Genomic DNA, 14,692 nt, shown 5'->3' with positions numbered 1-14,692 from the left:
TTTATAATGAAAATAGAGTTTGGTAGGTGTCGATGTTAAAACCAAGCTGATAGTGATTATCGTGGATCAGAAGAGGGCGTTTGATCAATGTTGGGAATGCGATAAAAAGTTCGATAACAGTTTCGGCAGATAAATTTTCTTTCTGCTGAGCAGTCAGTTGCCTGAAGCTAGTACTGCGTTTGTTGATAAGATCTGTCCACTTAATATGTTCTAAAAAAGAGCCAAGCAGGACTTTATCTAAACCGTCTTTACGATAATCATGGAAAATGTAGGGTAAGTTATTTTGCTCAAGCCATTTTCGGGCTTTTTTAATGCTATCGCAATTGGGGATGCCATAAACTGTGGTAATCATTTTTTACTCGTTAGCAATAATAGTTGAAATATTGTAACAATTAATAATAATAAGATCAGCACAGAAACAAAAAGAGTCGCATCAGCGACTCTTTTAAAGGTTAAAATAAGTTTATATTATTTAACGATTTTAAGCACAGCATCAACGCCAACTACAACAGTACCAGACATTTTTTGCAGTTCTTTAATCTCATCCATGTTTGAAATAACAACAGGTGTCAGGATTGATTTCGCATTTTCAGTAAGAAACGCAAGATCAAACTCAATGACAGTATCACCCATTTTTACTTTTTGGCCTTCAGATGCAATACGTGTAAAACCTTCGCCTTTAAGCTCAACGGTATCAATACCGAAATGCACAAAAAGCTCAATACCCGTGTCAGACTCAAGAGAGAATGCATGGTTTGTTTCAAAGATTTTACCAATGGTTCCGTCACAAGGAGCAACCATTTTATTACCGGTAGGACGAATGGCAATACCATCACCTACTATTTTTTCAGCAAAAACAACATCAGGCACATCTTCAATTGCAACAATTTCACCGGAAAGGGGCGCGATGAGATTGATTGTATCTTCAGTTTGAGCGCCACCTGTAACCGCTTTTTTCAGTGAATCGAAAAAACCCATATTTTAACTCCCTATTATTGTTAATTATTATATTTTTAAATAAACTATTTTTGTTTTTATTTACATTGTAGTTCGTTTAAATATTTAGTTAATGCCTTTAGTTTTATTAAACTCATTAACTAATGCTTCTATTTCAGCTGCTGTTGCGACCGATAATGCTTTATCAGCAAGTGCTTTTACGTCTGAAAAATTAGTATTACGGATAATTTTCTTAACCGTTGGGATAGAGATAGCACTCATCGAGAACTCATCAAGACCCATACCAACTAACAATAATGTGGCTTTTTCATCACCGGCTAACTCACCACACATACCCGTCCATTTACCGGCCGCATGAGAAGCATCAATTACTGTTTTAATGAGGCTTAATACAGAAGGTGTCATCGGATTATAAAGATCAGAGATAAGTTCATTACCGCGGTCTACAGCAAGCGTATATTGGGTTAAATCATTTGTGCCAATACTGAAAAATTCAACTTCTTTAATCAGGTGATGCGCAATAGTTGCAGCTGCAGGCGTTTCGATCATCACACCAATTTCGATCTCTTTATCAAAAGCCAAACCTTCATCGTCAAGTTCAGCTTTCAGTACTTCTAAAATATCTTTTAGTTTACGAATTTCTTCAACCGAGATGATCATTGGGAACATAATACGAATTTTACCAAATGCAGATGCACGTAATAAAGCACGTAATTGAGGGTTCATTATTTCTGGTCGATCAAAACAGATGCGGATTGCACGCCAACCTAAGAAAGGATTCATTTCCGTTGGTAAATCAAGGTAGGGTAAATCTTTATCACCACCAATATCCATCGTACGAATAATACAAGCTTGACCATCCATTGCTTCCACAACGTCTTTGTAAGCTAAAAACTGTTCATTCTCAGTGGGTAACTGGTCACGGTCCATAAATAAGAATTCAGTGCGGTACAGACCAACACCTTCAGCACCATTACGTTTTGCACCTTCAGTATCTTTAACAGTACCAATATTTGCACAAACTTCCACATGATGCCCATCAAGCGTAACAGCAGGAAGGTCTTTCAATTTAGCAAGTTCAGCTTTATCAGCCAAAAATTCTGCTTTGATAAGTTTTGCCGCTTCAATTTGTGCATTCGTTGGGTTGATAGTGATCTTATTATTAAGTGCATCTAAAATGATTAAATCACCATTTTTCACACGCTTAGTAATACCGTTTGTGCCAACGATGGCAGGAATTTCAAGGGAGCGAGCCATGATTGAAGTATGTGATGTTCTGCCACCGATATCAGTGATAAAACCCAGTACTTTATCGAGGTTAATTTGTGCTGTTTCTGATGGCGTTAAATCATTAGCAATTAACACAACTTCTTCAGCAATCTCACTTAAATCAACAATTTTAATACCAAGTACATTTTTCAGTAAACGGTTACCGATATCACGGAAATCAGCGGCACGTTCACGTAAATAAGGATCATCTAGTTGTTGAAGCATGTTTGCATTTTCTTCAACAATAGAATGAATAGCAACATCTGCGGTACATTTGTTTGAACGAATATAAGAAACGATATCTTCTTCTAGCTCTTCATCATCAAGTAACATCAGATGACCTTCAAAGATTGCCTCTTTTTCTTCGCCAAATGTTTCGAGTGCTTTTTGTTTGATAATTTCAAGCTGAGTTGCTGTTTTTGCTCGCCCATCTTTAAAGCGTGCTATCTCTTTATCAAAATCACTCACTTTTGCCGTATTAAGGGTAATTTCATCTTCTTGTAATAATAATGCTTTGGCTATCGTTATACCAGGAGATGCTAGAATACCAGATATCATAATCTATCCTTTAAATTTCTAATTAAAATCTGGACTCTGCCTAGTAACTCGTTGTAATTAAATAGTTATTCTTGAAACGGTCACGTGTGGCAGAGCCTAAAGTTTACATATTATACAATGAAACTATACCAACGTTGCCATTAGAGCAATTAACGATTCTACTGCTTTCTGTTCGTCGCTACCTTCAGCTTTAATATTTACTTCAGTTCCTTGAACTAAACCTAAAGTTTGTAGTTTAAAAAGACTTTTCGCACTTGCTGATTTTTCACCAACTTCAACCGAAATAGTTGATTCATAAGATTTGGCTTCTTTTACAAATTGTGCTGCTGGACGAGTATGAAGGCCGTTTGGTGCAGTGATAGTAACTTTTTGTTCAAACATAGTAATGTCCTAATATTATAATAAATGGGTCGTTATTTATTCACCTTAATACTTATAAGGTAAGGTGATAACAAAGAAGTATTTTTGTGTTGTTTAAAATAACTAATAAAGTTAACCCGAGTGTTAATCTAGGTCAAGTTTTTGTCTGCCAATGAATTATTAAAGGGTAAAACATCATTTACCGGGCAGATGATATTGGTTATTCTAAAAATGTTGATGATACTCCGCAAAAATGGTGAGCAGGTCAATATATTTTTGCATGGAAGTGACAATAACTCAATCATACTCTGTTTTTTGGTGATTTTTCATATTAAATAGAGGCGGGGGATTGGCAAATGATATTTAATAGTTTAAAGGAGGTAGACCAAAGCTATTGCGACTACCTGCATCTTCGCCTGCTTTGTAAATCGCGAGCAGATAATGTACTCGCGACGTTATTATTTCAACACGGCTTAAATATGGGCGAAATTTTCACCTTCAAAAGCACCTGCAAAAAGTGCACTTGATAAGTAACGTTCAGCTGAACTTGGTAAAATAACAACAATATTTTTGTCTTTAAACTCTTCTAATTCGGCTAAACGAGCAGCAGCAACAACAGCAGCACCCGATGAAATACCTGCTAGAATTCCTTCTTCTTCCATTAAACGACGTGCCATTGTGATTGCATCTTCATTACTGACCGCTTCAACGCGATCAATTAAAGAAAGATCTAAATTTTTAGGAATAAAACCAGCGCCAATACCTTGAATTTTATGTGGACCAGGCTTGATTTCTTCACCGGCGAGCGTTTGTGCGATCACTGGCGACTCTGCTGGCTCAACAGCAACACTGATAATTGCTTTACCTTGCGTCTTTTTAATATAACGGGTAACACCGGTAATTGTACCACCAGTACCTACACCGGCAACAAACACATCGATTTCGCCATCGGTATCATTCCAAATCTCAGGGCCTGTTGTTTTTTCATGAATTTCAGGGTTAGCGGGATTATCAAATTGTTGCACTAACAAGTATCGAGAAGGATCTGAATTGACAATCTCTTCGGCCTTGTTAATCGCACCTTTCATACCCTTCGCGCCATCCGTTAATACTAAATTTGCGCCTAATGCTGTCAATAGTTTACGACGTTCCATACTCATTGTATTTGGCATCGTTAAAGTGATTTTGTAACCACGAGCAGCGGCAACAAATGCCAGTGCAATACCTGTATTGCCACTTGTTGACTCAACAAGTTCAATATCTTTAGTTAACGTTCCTTTTTTTTCCGCGTCCCAAATCATGTTTGCACCGATTCGGCATTTAACACTGAAGCTTGGGTTGCGGCTTTCAATTTTTGCAAAAACATTACCTTTGGTAACGTTATTTAAGCGGACAAGAGGTGTATTACCGATAGATTGTGAGTTGTCACTTAGTATGTTGGCCATGTTATTCCCTTTTATTATCGAATATTTGTTAACGTTATTGCAGCAATATAGCAACAATACAGTGGTAGTCACAATATAGCGAACCTGCTGATTGTGCGGAAATGAAATTTTGTTCTAGCATAGAGGATTTTACGATAACTTAGCTGTTAAGGGGCTTCCCGCATGTTTTTTGGAAATTTTAAATCACCCATTAAATTACTTGGCATATTAAAGGGTTAGAATCGAGATTCAAAACCTACTAATGCTTTACTGGTTCCATAACCCGGAATCTCGTTATTAGAGAAAACAATTTTGATTTTGCTGTCCGAGCCGGTATTAAAACTGATGCCGGCACCCAGTGCCAGATCGCTATTGTAGATATCAAATACTTCAGAATTGTTGCGGTAATTGTAAAGAAGATGATCCGCCGACAAATTACTTAAATACTGTGAAGACGGATTTGAAAAATTACCAAAAAATTCCAGCTGAAAACCGTCTTCATTGGTTGGAATGATTGGGATAGCAACAAGTTGAGAATAAGCATTTTTTTTAAATGTACTGTTTGCTATCGAAGTATTAAAAGACAATCTTTGGTAAAAAGAAGAAAACACAGAGTCGAGATATTTGTAGGTTGCTTCCGGAATCTGAAAAACAGGATTTAAATAAAATTCACTTGGATTTTGTTTTGTTTGCTTGAAATTTTGCTGATATTGCATCTGTAATGCATTAGTCGGCACCATGTCGGCAAAGCAACCTGTTGATAGAAAAGAAGCTAAAATAATAATAGGTTTTATCACAAGGTTAGCTCTCTCTTCTTAGTCGTTAAAATATGACTTGGCTTACTAATCAAAATACTCGCTAATTTTAGGATTATCAATTGATTATTCATAGTGTAAATAATTCAAGTATTCATATAGTTGCTGTAATAATTCTATTTTTGCGGGGTTGCTCTGATTTTCCAGCGCCAGGGCTTCAAGTTTTTCGATATATGATTGACTATTTTCCAATAAATAAGCCTGGCGGTGCCTTGCCCATCTCTCCTGCTCTGCTAAATCCAATGAATCTGCTGCATTTCTGGCTCTATAGTGCCATAACAGAATATCCAGTCGCTCATCTTCAAAGTTAAATTCTTTATGACTTAACTCCTGCCAGCTGCTGTTACAAACCTGTTCTATCTGCGCTTTGTCTTTTGCAGAAAAGAATCCGCCGCTATATAACATCTCCTCCACTGATTTGTCTTTTGAATTGGGCATATCCTGGGTAAACACTTTCTGCAGCTTTTCTGCAAGACCCTGCTGAGTTTTTAAAAAATCTAATGAAAGCCTGCATTGCTGACGATTAATTCCCAATTGATCTGCACGTTCCTCGGTCAAGGTTTTTGCCGGGGCAATGATCGGGCATTTATTAATATGTATTAATTTGATAGCAGGGCGCTCAATACCTTCCGGTAAATCAATAGTGGGGGTATATAGGTAGTTTTGAATTTGTTCTACTGAAAGTGTTTCTAACCCGGTTAAATCTTTATTTAAATCAACTACGATCACCGCATTTTTATTAGTAGGATGCTGTGTAATCGGCATCACGTAGGATGCGCAACCTTGAATGGCGGGAAACATTCCTGAGATATGTACTACGGGTGTATTACTGCCCAATTTGAGTTGTGCCATGACATTGTGTTTTTTACGCAGGCCAAAGAAATAATCATAAAGCTTGGGATGTGTCTCTTTTATCAACTTCGCAATTGCAATCGTGGCATAAACATCGCTCATCGCATCATGTGCATGTTGATGCGCTAGGTCATTCTCTTTGGTTAACAATTCTAAACGAAAGGAGGGCGCATCATTCTCATCCAAAGGCCATTTTATACCCTCGGGACGCAAAGCATAACAAGCTCTTACCATGTCGATAATGTCCCAACGAGAGCAGCCATTTTTCCACTCACGCTCATAGGGATCGCGAAAATTTCGATACAGCGTAAAGCGCGTCACTTCATCATCAAAGCGTATATTGTTATAACCGACAACACAGGTATTTGCCTGGCTGAACTGCTGGTTAATATGATCAATAAACTCACTTTCTACCAGACCTTTTTGTAATGCGCGTTGTGGTGTGATTCCGGTAATTAAGCAAGCTTGTGGATTTGGAAGGTAGTCATTGGGTGGGCGGCAGAACCATTCATCAGGCTCAGAGATAATATTTAAATCGAGATCGGTACGAATACCCGCAAATTGAGAAGGGCGATCTATTCCGGGATTAAGTCCGAAAGTTTCATAATCGTGCCAGTATAGCGTTGGCTGATCACTGGTGTTTTTTTGCGTTGTTTGTTGTGATGAATTACCCATTTAAGACCCTGTTTCTACTGTTTTTATTTTTATTATTTATGATTGTTACACGTCGAGTTTTAATTTTCAGCACTGCTTGTATTATTTTTGTCTTGCTTTGCAGCGCAGTCATATACGGAGATTACTTTTAATTTTCGTTTTCAATGGCTTGGCAATGCTCAATATCAACCAATTGTACGTTATCAAGAGGTTAGACTAGGTGAAGCGCGAGAGCAAGTGATTAAGCTATGACGTGCGCTGTCTGATGGTTAACTATCTGTTTAACAGTAGCCCTAGAAATTAGTTGTTGGGCCATATAACACTGTGATTTTGAACATTACGTGTTAATAGGTAATTGCATGAATAACCCAAAGCCTTTGTCATCTAATGGCTAATGAGTTGACTAATACCTACTTTAAAAATGTAGTCCAAATACAACATTAAATAGTCACTGATTTAACCAATAACTTGCAGGGCGATAAATTACTGCAGAAGCATTGTTCTTACCATGTTTAAATCTATGCAACGTATTTAAACATGGATAAGGAGAGTAAAATGAATGAACTGAAGATATTGTTAACTGACTATCAGAAAAAGCATAATCAGAGATGTGCTACATTCATTCAAAAAGTAGGTTATAAAAACATATCAAAAGGATTAATCGTGCTAGATGTTTTTATTGCGCGCCCTGATAATAATGCTTTAAAGTACAACTATGTAACCAACATGATATTTCGGTTGAGTCTATGCATAAAGCGCTAACATTAATATGAAATAGATGTTTCAGAAAGACTCTTAGATTCAAATAATAAGTGTTACTGGTTGACTAGATCAACCGCTTCGCGGGTTAAGCGTCCAATTTCATCCCATTGTCCATTATCAATAAGTTTTTTATCAACCATCCAGCTACCTCCACAAGCAATAACACGATCAATCGCGAGATAATCATTGATGTTTGCGCTGTTAATGCCACCAGTCGGCATGATTTGAATCTGCGTATAGGGAGCAAGAAGGGATTTAAGCATGTTAATCCCTCCGGAGGCTTCTGCTGGGAAAAATTTTAATGTAGTCAGTCCCATTTCTAGAGCCGCTTCAACGGTTGATGGGTTATTAACGCCAGGGACAATATCGATGCCTAACTCTTGACAAGCTCTTACTGTATTAGGGTTAAAACCCGGGGATACAACAAATGTTGCACCAGCCTCTTTTGCTGCGATAGCTTGTTCACGATTAAGTACAGTGCCAGCACCGATAAGCATATCCGGTTGAGCTTTGCTCAGTAATCGAATCGCTTCTGCAGCTGCATCTGAGCGGAAGGTGATTTCAGCAGCTGGTAAGCCATTTTCAGCTAATGCTTTGCCTAAAGGAATAATATCTTCAGCGCGTTCAAGCGCGATAACAGGTATTATTTTAATTACAGCCAGCTGTTCCAATATTATACTCATTGTATTGTTTCCTTATTGTTCGAATTAGTTGTTACATTAAAATTGATTGATTCAGTCGCAGAGTTGGGAATGATTGCGCCTTTGTGTTGGATAACGATACCGGCTAATTGATGTCCTTGCTGCGCGGATTCTATTGAGTTTTTGCGGGTTAAGTAACCAGCGAGGAACCCCGCGTTAAATGCGTCTCCTGCTGAGGTGGTATCGATAACGTTTTTGACAGCTTGCGTACTGATCAGTTCTGGTGTGTCGGTATTAAAATCTGTGTATAAACAACCTTTTGCGCCCATCTTTAATACCACTTTATTAACTCCGCTATTGTGCAGACGTTGCAATGTATATTGTGTTGAAATATCTCCCCAAAGGGCCGCTTCATCATCATCGGTGACTAGTGCTAGATCAGTGTGTTTTAATACTTGCTGGTAACAATCGCGCGCTTCTTGAGGATCTTTCCATAACGCTGGACGATAATTAGAATCAAAGGATATTTCGACCCCTTTGACTCTTAGTGCTTGCAAGAGATCCATTAGTTGTTGCCTATCGGCTGCGGGTAAAATCGCAAGGCTAATACCGCTAAGGTAAACCATATCAACGTCTGCAAGATGATTTGCTATCAGAGAAAATTCACTATGCTGTAGAAGATAACGGGCGGCCGACTGATTGCGCCAATACAAAAACGTCCTTTCTCCTTGCGCGTCTAGTTGGATAAAATATAAACCGGGTTGGCGAATTGAATCTCTCAGTACATAGTTAGTATTAATACCTTCTTGCTGCCAGCTTGCAATCATACCGTTACTGATAGTGTCCATACCTAGTGCACTGATGTAATCAATCTTAACAGATTGTCCAGCGGTACGAGATAGATAAACTGCCGTGTTCAGTGAGTCGCCGCCGTAGGTTTGTATCATGGCACCGAAAGGGGTGCCATTTAACTCAATCATGCATTCGCCAATGATTGCGATACGTTTCATACGCGCTCTCCAGGTAACTTAAAGTAGGTTTTTGCATTGTTAAATGCGATATCTTGCACCAGTTTACCCAGCATCATTATGTCATTGGGTGCTTCACCATTTTCAACCCATCGACCAATCATATTGCACATAATACGACGAAAATATTCATGGCGAGTATATGATAACAGGCTACGAGAATCGGTTAACATCCCCACAAACTGACTTAATAGACCCAGCTGCGACAACTGCTGTAGTTGTCGTTGCATGCCTTCTTTTTGATCGTTAAACCACCAACCCGAGCCAAATTGCACCTTTCCGGCAATACCGCCGCCTTGGAAATTGCCTATCATAGTGGCCAGCATTTCGTTATCACGCGGATTCAAACAATAAAGAATCGTTTTTGGTAGTTCATTGCTGATGTCCATGGCATTTAATAAAGACGCTAACTGTAATGCAAAAGGACGATCGCCAATCGAGTCAAAACCACTATCGGCGCCTATCAGCTTAAACATACGGGTGTTATTATTACGTTGTGCGCCAATATGCAGTTGCATGACCCAACCTCGTTTCGCATATTGAGACCCTAACCATACTTGAACCGCAGTACTGAATTGATCAACCTCCAGTTCTGTTAGGGTTTCATTGTTGAGACGGCGGTTAAGCATGGCATCGAGACTTTTTTCTGAGGGCACGCTGCTATAACGCATAATTTCAATGCCGTGATCTGCTGCGCGGCAGCCATGATTTGCAAAATGTTCAAGGCGAGACGCTAGTGCGCTGAGCAGATCAGAAAAACGACTGATCTCAATATTTGCCACCGTACCTAACAGCCGCATATATTCAGTAAAACCGGCCAGCTCAATCTTGAATGCGCGATCTGGACGCCAGCTTGGGGCAATTTCAATATCGAAAGTGGGATCATTGGCAATGCTCTGGTGATGTTCGAGGCTATCAATAGGATCATCGGTTGTGCCCGCCATTACTACGTTCATCTGCTTCATTATGCCCTGCGCGGAGAATGCCGGCGTTGCTAATTTCTCATTACACTCGTGCCAAATATCTTCAGCGGTTTCCGGGTTGAACAGTTTACCCGTGATTGCAAATGGACGTTGTAACTCCAGGTGTGTCCAGTGATAAAGCGGATTACCCAGTGTTTTTGGAACGGTTTTGGCCCATGCCATATATTTTTCAAAATCAGAGGTATTTTTACCGGTAATAAGTGATTCGTCGATACCTGCCGAGCGCATAGCTCGCCATTTGTAGTGATCACCTTCTAGCCACATTTGCCCAAGGTTATCGAATTGGCGGTTTTGAGCGACTTCCTGCGTATTTAAATGGCAGTGATAATCATAGATAGGCATCTCTTTTGCATAGTCGTGATATAAACGACGTGCGACCTCATTGCTTAGCAGAAAATCTTCACATAAAAAATCTTTCATTAATGACTCCAGAAATAGCCCCTTGAAAATACTATCTTCATGGGGGTGGAAAATGGTTAAAGTGAGGCAACTGCGTTGCGTGCACCTTTACTGATAATGAGTTCATAAGCCTTGCTTACTTCATCAACAAATTGATCGTTTTTAATCAAATCTGTGCTGAAGATAGCTTCGATACCTAAAAGTGCTTTAACCACCGAGCGGTTTTTGCCGTGTTGTTGGTAGATAGTTTTAAACTGCTCACTCATTGGATCCCGCACATCAATCGCATTGCCTTTTTCATCAACGCCACTGACGTAAACCATCCAACCTGCAATCCCCATGGCCAGCCATCTATAATCTGTTTCGTTTTGTAAATGAAAACGCAGCGAACCGCCCATACGTTGCGATATTTTCTGACTACCATCCATAGCGATTTGCCAGGTTTGGTGTTTCAGACTCGGGTTGCTATAGCGATCAATCAGTAGCTTGGCGTAGGTATTTAAATCAGTTCCTTCAGGCATATTTAAAGTTGGTGCCTGCGCTTTCATCATCATATCAAAAGCGGCTTTGCGGTAGTGCTCATTAGTCATTGTATCGGAAATGTGAGCATAACCGCCTAGGTAGCCCAAATAAGCTAAAAAGGAGTGACTGCCGTTTAACATGCGCAATTTCATCTCTTCAAAGGGTACAACATCGGGCACAAATTCTGCGCATGCCAGGTTCCAATCAGGGTGACCATTAACAAAGTTATCTTCAATTACCCACTGGATAAAAGGTTCACAGGCAATGCCGCAAGGATCGCTCACGCCCAGTAAGTCAGTGATTTCAGATAATGTTTCAGCTGTGGCTGCTGGCACAATACGATCAACCATAGTGCATGGAAAGGTGACATTAGTTTTAATCCAATTAGCCAGTTCAGGGGCGACCAAGTTGGCAAAATCCAGCACAGCCGCACGTGCAACATGGCCGTTTCCCTGGATGTTATCGCAGGACATCACAGTAAACGGCTGGATATTTCGTACTCGCCTGATACGCAGGGCTTCAACTATGTAAGCAATAGCTGAAGTCGGCTCGCTTGGGGTGATTAAATCGGCTTTAATCAGGGCATTATTTTTGTCTAAGCATCCCGTGGCAGGATCAATGCAATAGCCTTTTTCAGTGATGGTCATAGAGACTATTGCCACTTGTTCTTCAGCCATTTTTTCAAGAACCGCTTGCTGACCATCAAATGTTGGGTGCAGTGATTCGATCACTGAGCCAATGATTTTTACGGTAGTGGTATCTGCACCCTTTTCAGCCACGCTATAGAGGTGATCTTGAGCGCGCAATTGGGTAATAAGCTCTTCCCCCCCAAATAGGTTTATTTCACAAATACCCCAGTCAGCGGAAGTTTTTGCTAACACTTCACTGGTGATCAATGCTTGGTGAGCACGATGAAAAGCGCCAAATCCCAAGTGGACAATTTTTGCTTTTAAGCGTTTTCTATCATACGTTGGCAAGCTTATGCCGGCATTTAATGTTGTGTTGCTAATATTGTGAGTCATGAAAATATCCTGTTAAATTGTCGCAATGGGGAGCGATGCAAGAGTGAGTTTCTGTGATGTTTGATAAGGTTTGCTATTGATCATTAACTGCCGTGTTTCTCCCTTAGCCAGACAAAGTTCAAACTCATGGTAAGCTGGTTGCCAGTGACCTTGACGCGCAATGGTGAGGTTAATGCTTTGCACCGTACACTGTAATTCGATGTTTAGTTTGCAGTAGTTATCTGTTAGATACTCATTACTTTCGCCATCATCATCAAAGAGGTTAATTGTCGCTGAGCCACAGCCTTGAAAAGGCATGATCAATAGTTGTCTTTGGCTGTCTTGGTTTACATCGATATAACCTATACGTGAACTAGTCGGAATCACACTGCCTGCTTTAATAAAAAGCGGTATCTTCTCCAAGGGGGCATCAACGTTAATAGTTTGTCCTGCGCCATACCATTGGTGAGTATAAAAATCGAACCAGCCATGGTGATTGTTGGGCAGATAAACGGAGCGTTCACGTTGTTCGGGTTCAACCACTGAGGCCACGAGAAGATCTTGGCCTAACAGGTAATCATCAGATTCTTCAAATGTGTGCGGATCGTTTTCATGATCCAAGAATGTAGGGCGTAAAATAGGTTGATTATCGGCATGGGCCTTCCACAGCAGATTATAAAGGTAAGGCAATAATTGGTAACGTAATATTATCGCATCACGGATCATCGGAGTCACTTCCGGATACATCCAAGGCTCATTGACGGTAGCATCATCGTTCCATGAATGAATGGTAAAACGTGGGTGCATCACGCCGTTTTGTACCCAGCGAACAAAAAGTTCAGGCTCAGGACGCAGACCAGAAAACCCGCCAACATCATGACCCACATTAAAAATACCTGATAAACTCATGCCGAGGCCCATACGAATATTATAACGCAGGGTATTCCAGTTGGTTCGATTATCACCTGTCCAGGTTTGCACGTAACGGTTCATGCCTGGGCAGCCAGAGCGGGAAATTAAAAAGGGGCGTAAATTCGGTTGAAATTCCTGTTGCGCTTCAAAGGAAGCCCGCATCATCAGTAATGGCTGTAGTGGGCGGATCAGACGAATGGGGATCGTTTCACCAAAACCATAACAGCGTGCATTGGCATCCCAGATTTCATACTCATTGTTATCATTCCATGTTGAATCAATGCCTTTTTCTAACAGTTGCTCAGTGACATTTTGCTTCCACCAGTTGATGGTATCAGGATTGGTGAAATCCAGGTGCGATCCTTCATCATCCCAAAATATCGAGCGTTCTGGCTGATTGTTTTCAGAATCTTGAATAAATAGACCTTTCTCAGCAACCTCTTGATATTTTGGATGATCTTGTAATAAACAGGGTTTGATATTGGCAGCAAGGTGGATCCCTGCTTTATGGAAGCTGGCACTCATCTGCTCAGGATTGGGTACTTTATTGTAGTTCCAATTGAATACATAACGTTTATCGCCAATAGAAGTATAACCAGAGGAAAGCTGGAAAGAGTCACAGGGCATCTCATGTTGTTTACACAGCTCTACAAACTTTAATAACTGCTCTTGTGCATTTGGCGCATCGGTATAATGCATAGTTGAGCCGCTATAACCTAAGCTCCATTTTGGACCAAATAGTGTACCGCCAGTGAGTTGCGCATAGCGGCGTGTTACATCAATCACCTGAGGGCCATAAATCATATAATAATCTAAGTCACCGTCTTCCGCGCGGTAGCTACGGTAGGGAGTATGGTAGTTGTCTAACTCATTACCAAGATCAAACCAGCAGCTGGCGAGATTATCATAAAACAGACCATAACTGATATCTGCGTGGCGAGTAATATAAAAGGGGATATGTTTATAAAGCGGATCGGTAGTTTCTGCGTTATAGCCCATCGCATCGAGATTACGCATTTCAAAACGGCGACCATAACGATTCAAGTTACCGCTTTTTTCACCCAGCCCAAAATACTGATCATTTTGGTTCCGTGACATAAAATGGCTTACACTATTCTCTTTAACCCCTAGCATATAAGCACCGGTTTGACGATCCGATGCCATGGTTTGCCATTGTCCATCAACGTGATGCTGCCATTCAATCCATAGAGGATCATGCAGGGTGAGTTTTAACAGTTCGGTTTCAATTTGTAGTGTATCGGCATTTTCAGTGAGTGTGTATTGTGGCAAGTAGAAACCATCGGTAGAGAGTTTATCGCGGCCTTGCCAAGCCACGTCTTGTTTATCGGGGGCGATAGTCCAGGTTTTATTTAAACGCAAAATACCGTTCTTTTTCACTAATACGCGAATAATATCTTTTTCTAAAATAAAAATATGTAGGATATGGCGGCCGTCACATTCAATATCAACGCGATTATCTTGTTGCCCAATAAGACGCCATTTTTTAATGCTCTTCATAACTGAAAATCCTTATTAAATCAGCAGAAATAAGCTT

General features: G+C 40.2%; 12 protein-coding genes. All 12 read right to left on the bottom strand.

The genetic code is table 11. The features are described from left to right. Position 1: 1 nt before the first annotated feature. A complete protein-coding gene (locus tag ACJAZP_RS02170) occupies positions 2-352 on the bottom strand; it encodes an ArsC family reductase (protein WP_415229093.1) in 351 nt (116 codons plus the stop codon). Positions 353-468: 116 nt separating this feature from the next. Beyond that, on the bottom strand, positions 469-978 hold the full coding sequence (gene crr, locus ACJAZP_RS02165; protein ID WP_415229092.1) for a PTS glucose transporter subunit IIA: 510 nt from the start codon (positions 976-978) through the stop codon (positions 469-471). Between the two features lie 84 nt (positions 979-1,062). Then, on the bottom strand, positions 1,063-2,784 hold the full coding sequence (gene ptsI, locus ACJAZP_RS02160; RefSeq protein ID WP_415229091.1) for a phosphoenolpyruvate-protein phosphotransferase PtsI: 1,722 nt from the start codon (positions 2,782-2,784) through the stop codon (positions 1,063-1,065). Between the two features lie 123 nt (positions 2,785-2,907). Then, the gene (locus tag ACJAZP_RS02155; protein WP_415229090.1) at positions 2,908-3,165 is read right to left on the bottom strand and encodes an HPr family phosphocarrier protein; all 258 of its coding nucleotides are present in this window, start codon (positions 3,163-3,165) and stop codon (positions 2,908-2,910) included. 452 nt (positions 3,166-3,617) lie between these two features. After that, the gene (gene cysK, locus ACJAZP_RS02150; protein WP_415229089.1) at positions 3,618-4,589 is read right to left on the bottom strand and encodes a cysteine synthase A; all 972 of its coding nucleotides are present in this window, start codon (positions 4,587-4,589) and stop codon (positions 3,618-3,620) included. Between the two features lie 215 nt (positions 4,590-4,804). After that, entirely contained in the window at positions 4,805-5,365 is a 561-nt protein-coding gene (locus tag ACJAZP_RS02145) for a hypothetical protein (RefSeq protein ID WP_415229088.1), read from the bottom strand. Between the two features lie 84 nt (positions 5,366-5,449). Further along, positions 5,450-6,910 (bottom strand): exodeoxyribonuclease I, encoded by a 1,461-nt coding sequence (gene sbcB, locus ACJAZP_RS02140; RefSeq protein ID WP_415229087.1) that lies wholly within the window; start codon positions 6,908-6,910, stop codon positions 5,450-5,452. A 794-nt stretch (positions 6,911-7,704) separates the two neighbouring features. Continuing rightward, positions 7,705-8,334, bottom strand: a complete 630-nt coding sequence (locus ACJAZP_RS02135; protein ID WP_415229086.1) for a bifunctional 4-hydroxy-2-oxoglutarate aldolase/2-dehydro-3-deoxy-phosphogluconate aldolase — start codon at positions 8,332-8,334, stop codon at positions 7,705-7,707. Continuing rightward, the gene (locus ACJAZP_RS02130; protein ID WP_415229085.1) at positions 8,331-9,302 is read right to left on the bottom strand and encodes a sugar kinase; all 972 of its coding nucleotides are present in this window, start codon (positions 9,300-9,302) and stop codon (positions 8,331-8,333) included. The genes ACJAZP_RS02135 and ACJAZP_RS02130 overlap by 4 nt, the downstream gene beginning before the upstream one ends. After that, positions 9,299-10,723: a glucuronate isomerase gene (gene uxaC / locus ACJAZP_RS02125; RefSeq protein ID WP_415229084.1), complete on the bottom strand. Its 1,425-nt coding sequence runs from the start codon at positions 10,721-10,723 to the stop codon at positions 9,299-9,301. Before uxaC ends, ACJAZP_RS02130 begins: the two co-directional genes overlap by 4 nt. 56 nt (positions 10,724-10,779) lie before the next feature. Next, a complete protein-coding gene (locus tag ACJAZP_RS02120) occupies positions 10,780-12,246 on the bottom strand; it encodes a mannitol dehydrogenase family protein (protein WP_415229083.1) in 1,467 nt (488 codons plus the stop codon). A 12-nt stretch (positions 12,247-12,258) separates the two neighbouring features. After that, positions 12,259-14,655, bottom strand: coding sequence for a TIM-barrel domain-containing protein (locus ACJAZP_RS02115; protein WP_415229082.1), 2,397 nt, complete (start codon positions 14,653-14,655; stop codon positions 12,259-12,261). Positions 14,656-14,692 lie beyond the last annotated feature (37 nt).

It is taken from the genome of Psychromonas sp., assembly GCF_047632955.1.
Classification (GTDB): Bacteria; Pseudomonadota; Gammaproteobacteria; order Enterobacterales; family Psychromonadaceae; genus Psychromonas.
This window is presented reverse-complemented; position numbering and strand designations above follow the sequence as displayed.

Coding starts and splice junctions, on each gene's coding strand:
- ACJAZP_RS02170 (WP_415229093.1), bottom strand. CDS start 352: ATGATTACCACAGTTTATGGCATCCCCAATTGCGATAGCATTAAAAAA.
- crr (WP_415229092.1), bottom strand. CDS start 978: ATGGGTTTTTTCGATTCACTGAAAAAAGCGGTTACAGGTGGCGCTCAA.
- ptsI (WP_415229091.1), bottom strand. CDS start 2,784: ATGATATCTGGTATTCTAGCATCTCCTGGTATAACGATAGCCAAAGCA.
- ACJAZP_RS02155 (WP_415229090.1), bottom strand. CDS start 3,165: ATGTTTGAACAAAAAGTTACTATCACTGCACCAAACGGCCTTCATACT.
- cysK (WP_415229089.1), bottom strand. CDS start 4,589: ATGGCCAACATACTAAGTGACAACTCACAATCTATCGGTAATACACCT.
- sbcB (WP_415229087.1), bottom strand. CDS start 6,910: ATGGGTAATTCATCACAACAAACAACGCAAAAAAACACCAGTGATCAG.
- ACJAZP_RS02135 (WP_415229086.1), bottom strand. CDS start 8,334: ATGAGTATAATATTGGAACAGCTGGCTGTAATTAAAATAATACCTGTT.
- ACJAZP_RS02130 (WP_415229085.1), bottom strand. CDS start 9,302: ATGAAACGTATCGCAATCATTGGCGAATGCATGATTGAGTTAAATGGC.
- uxaC (WP_415229084.1), bottom strand. CDS start 10,723: ATGAAAGATTTTTTATGTGAAGATTTTCTGCTAAGCAATGAGGTCGCA.
- ACJAZP_RS02120 (WP_415229083.1), bottom strand. CDS start 12,246: ATGACTCACAATATTAGCAACACAACATTAAATGCCGGCATAAGCTTG.
- ACJAZP_RS02115 (WP_415229082.1), bottom strand. CDS start 14,655: ATGAAGAGCATTAAAAAATGGCGTCTTATTGGGCAACAAGATAATCGC.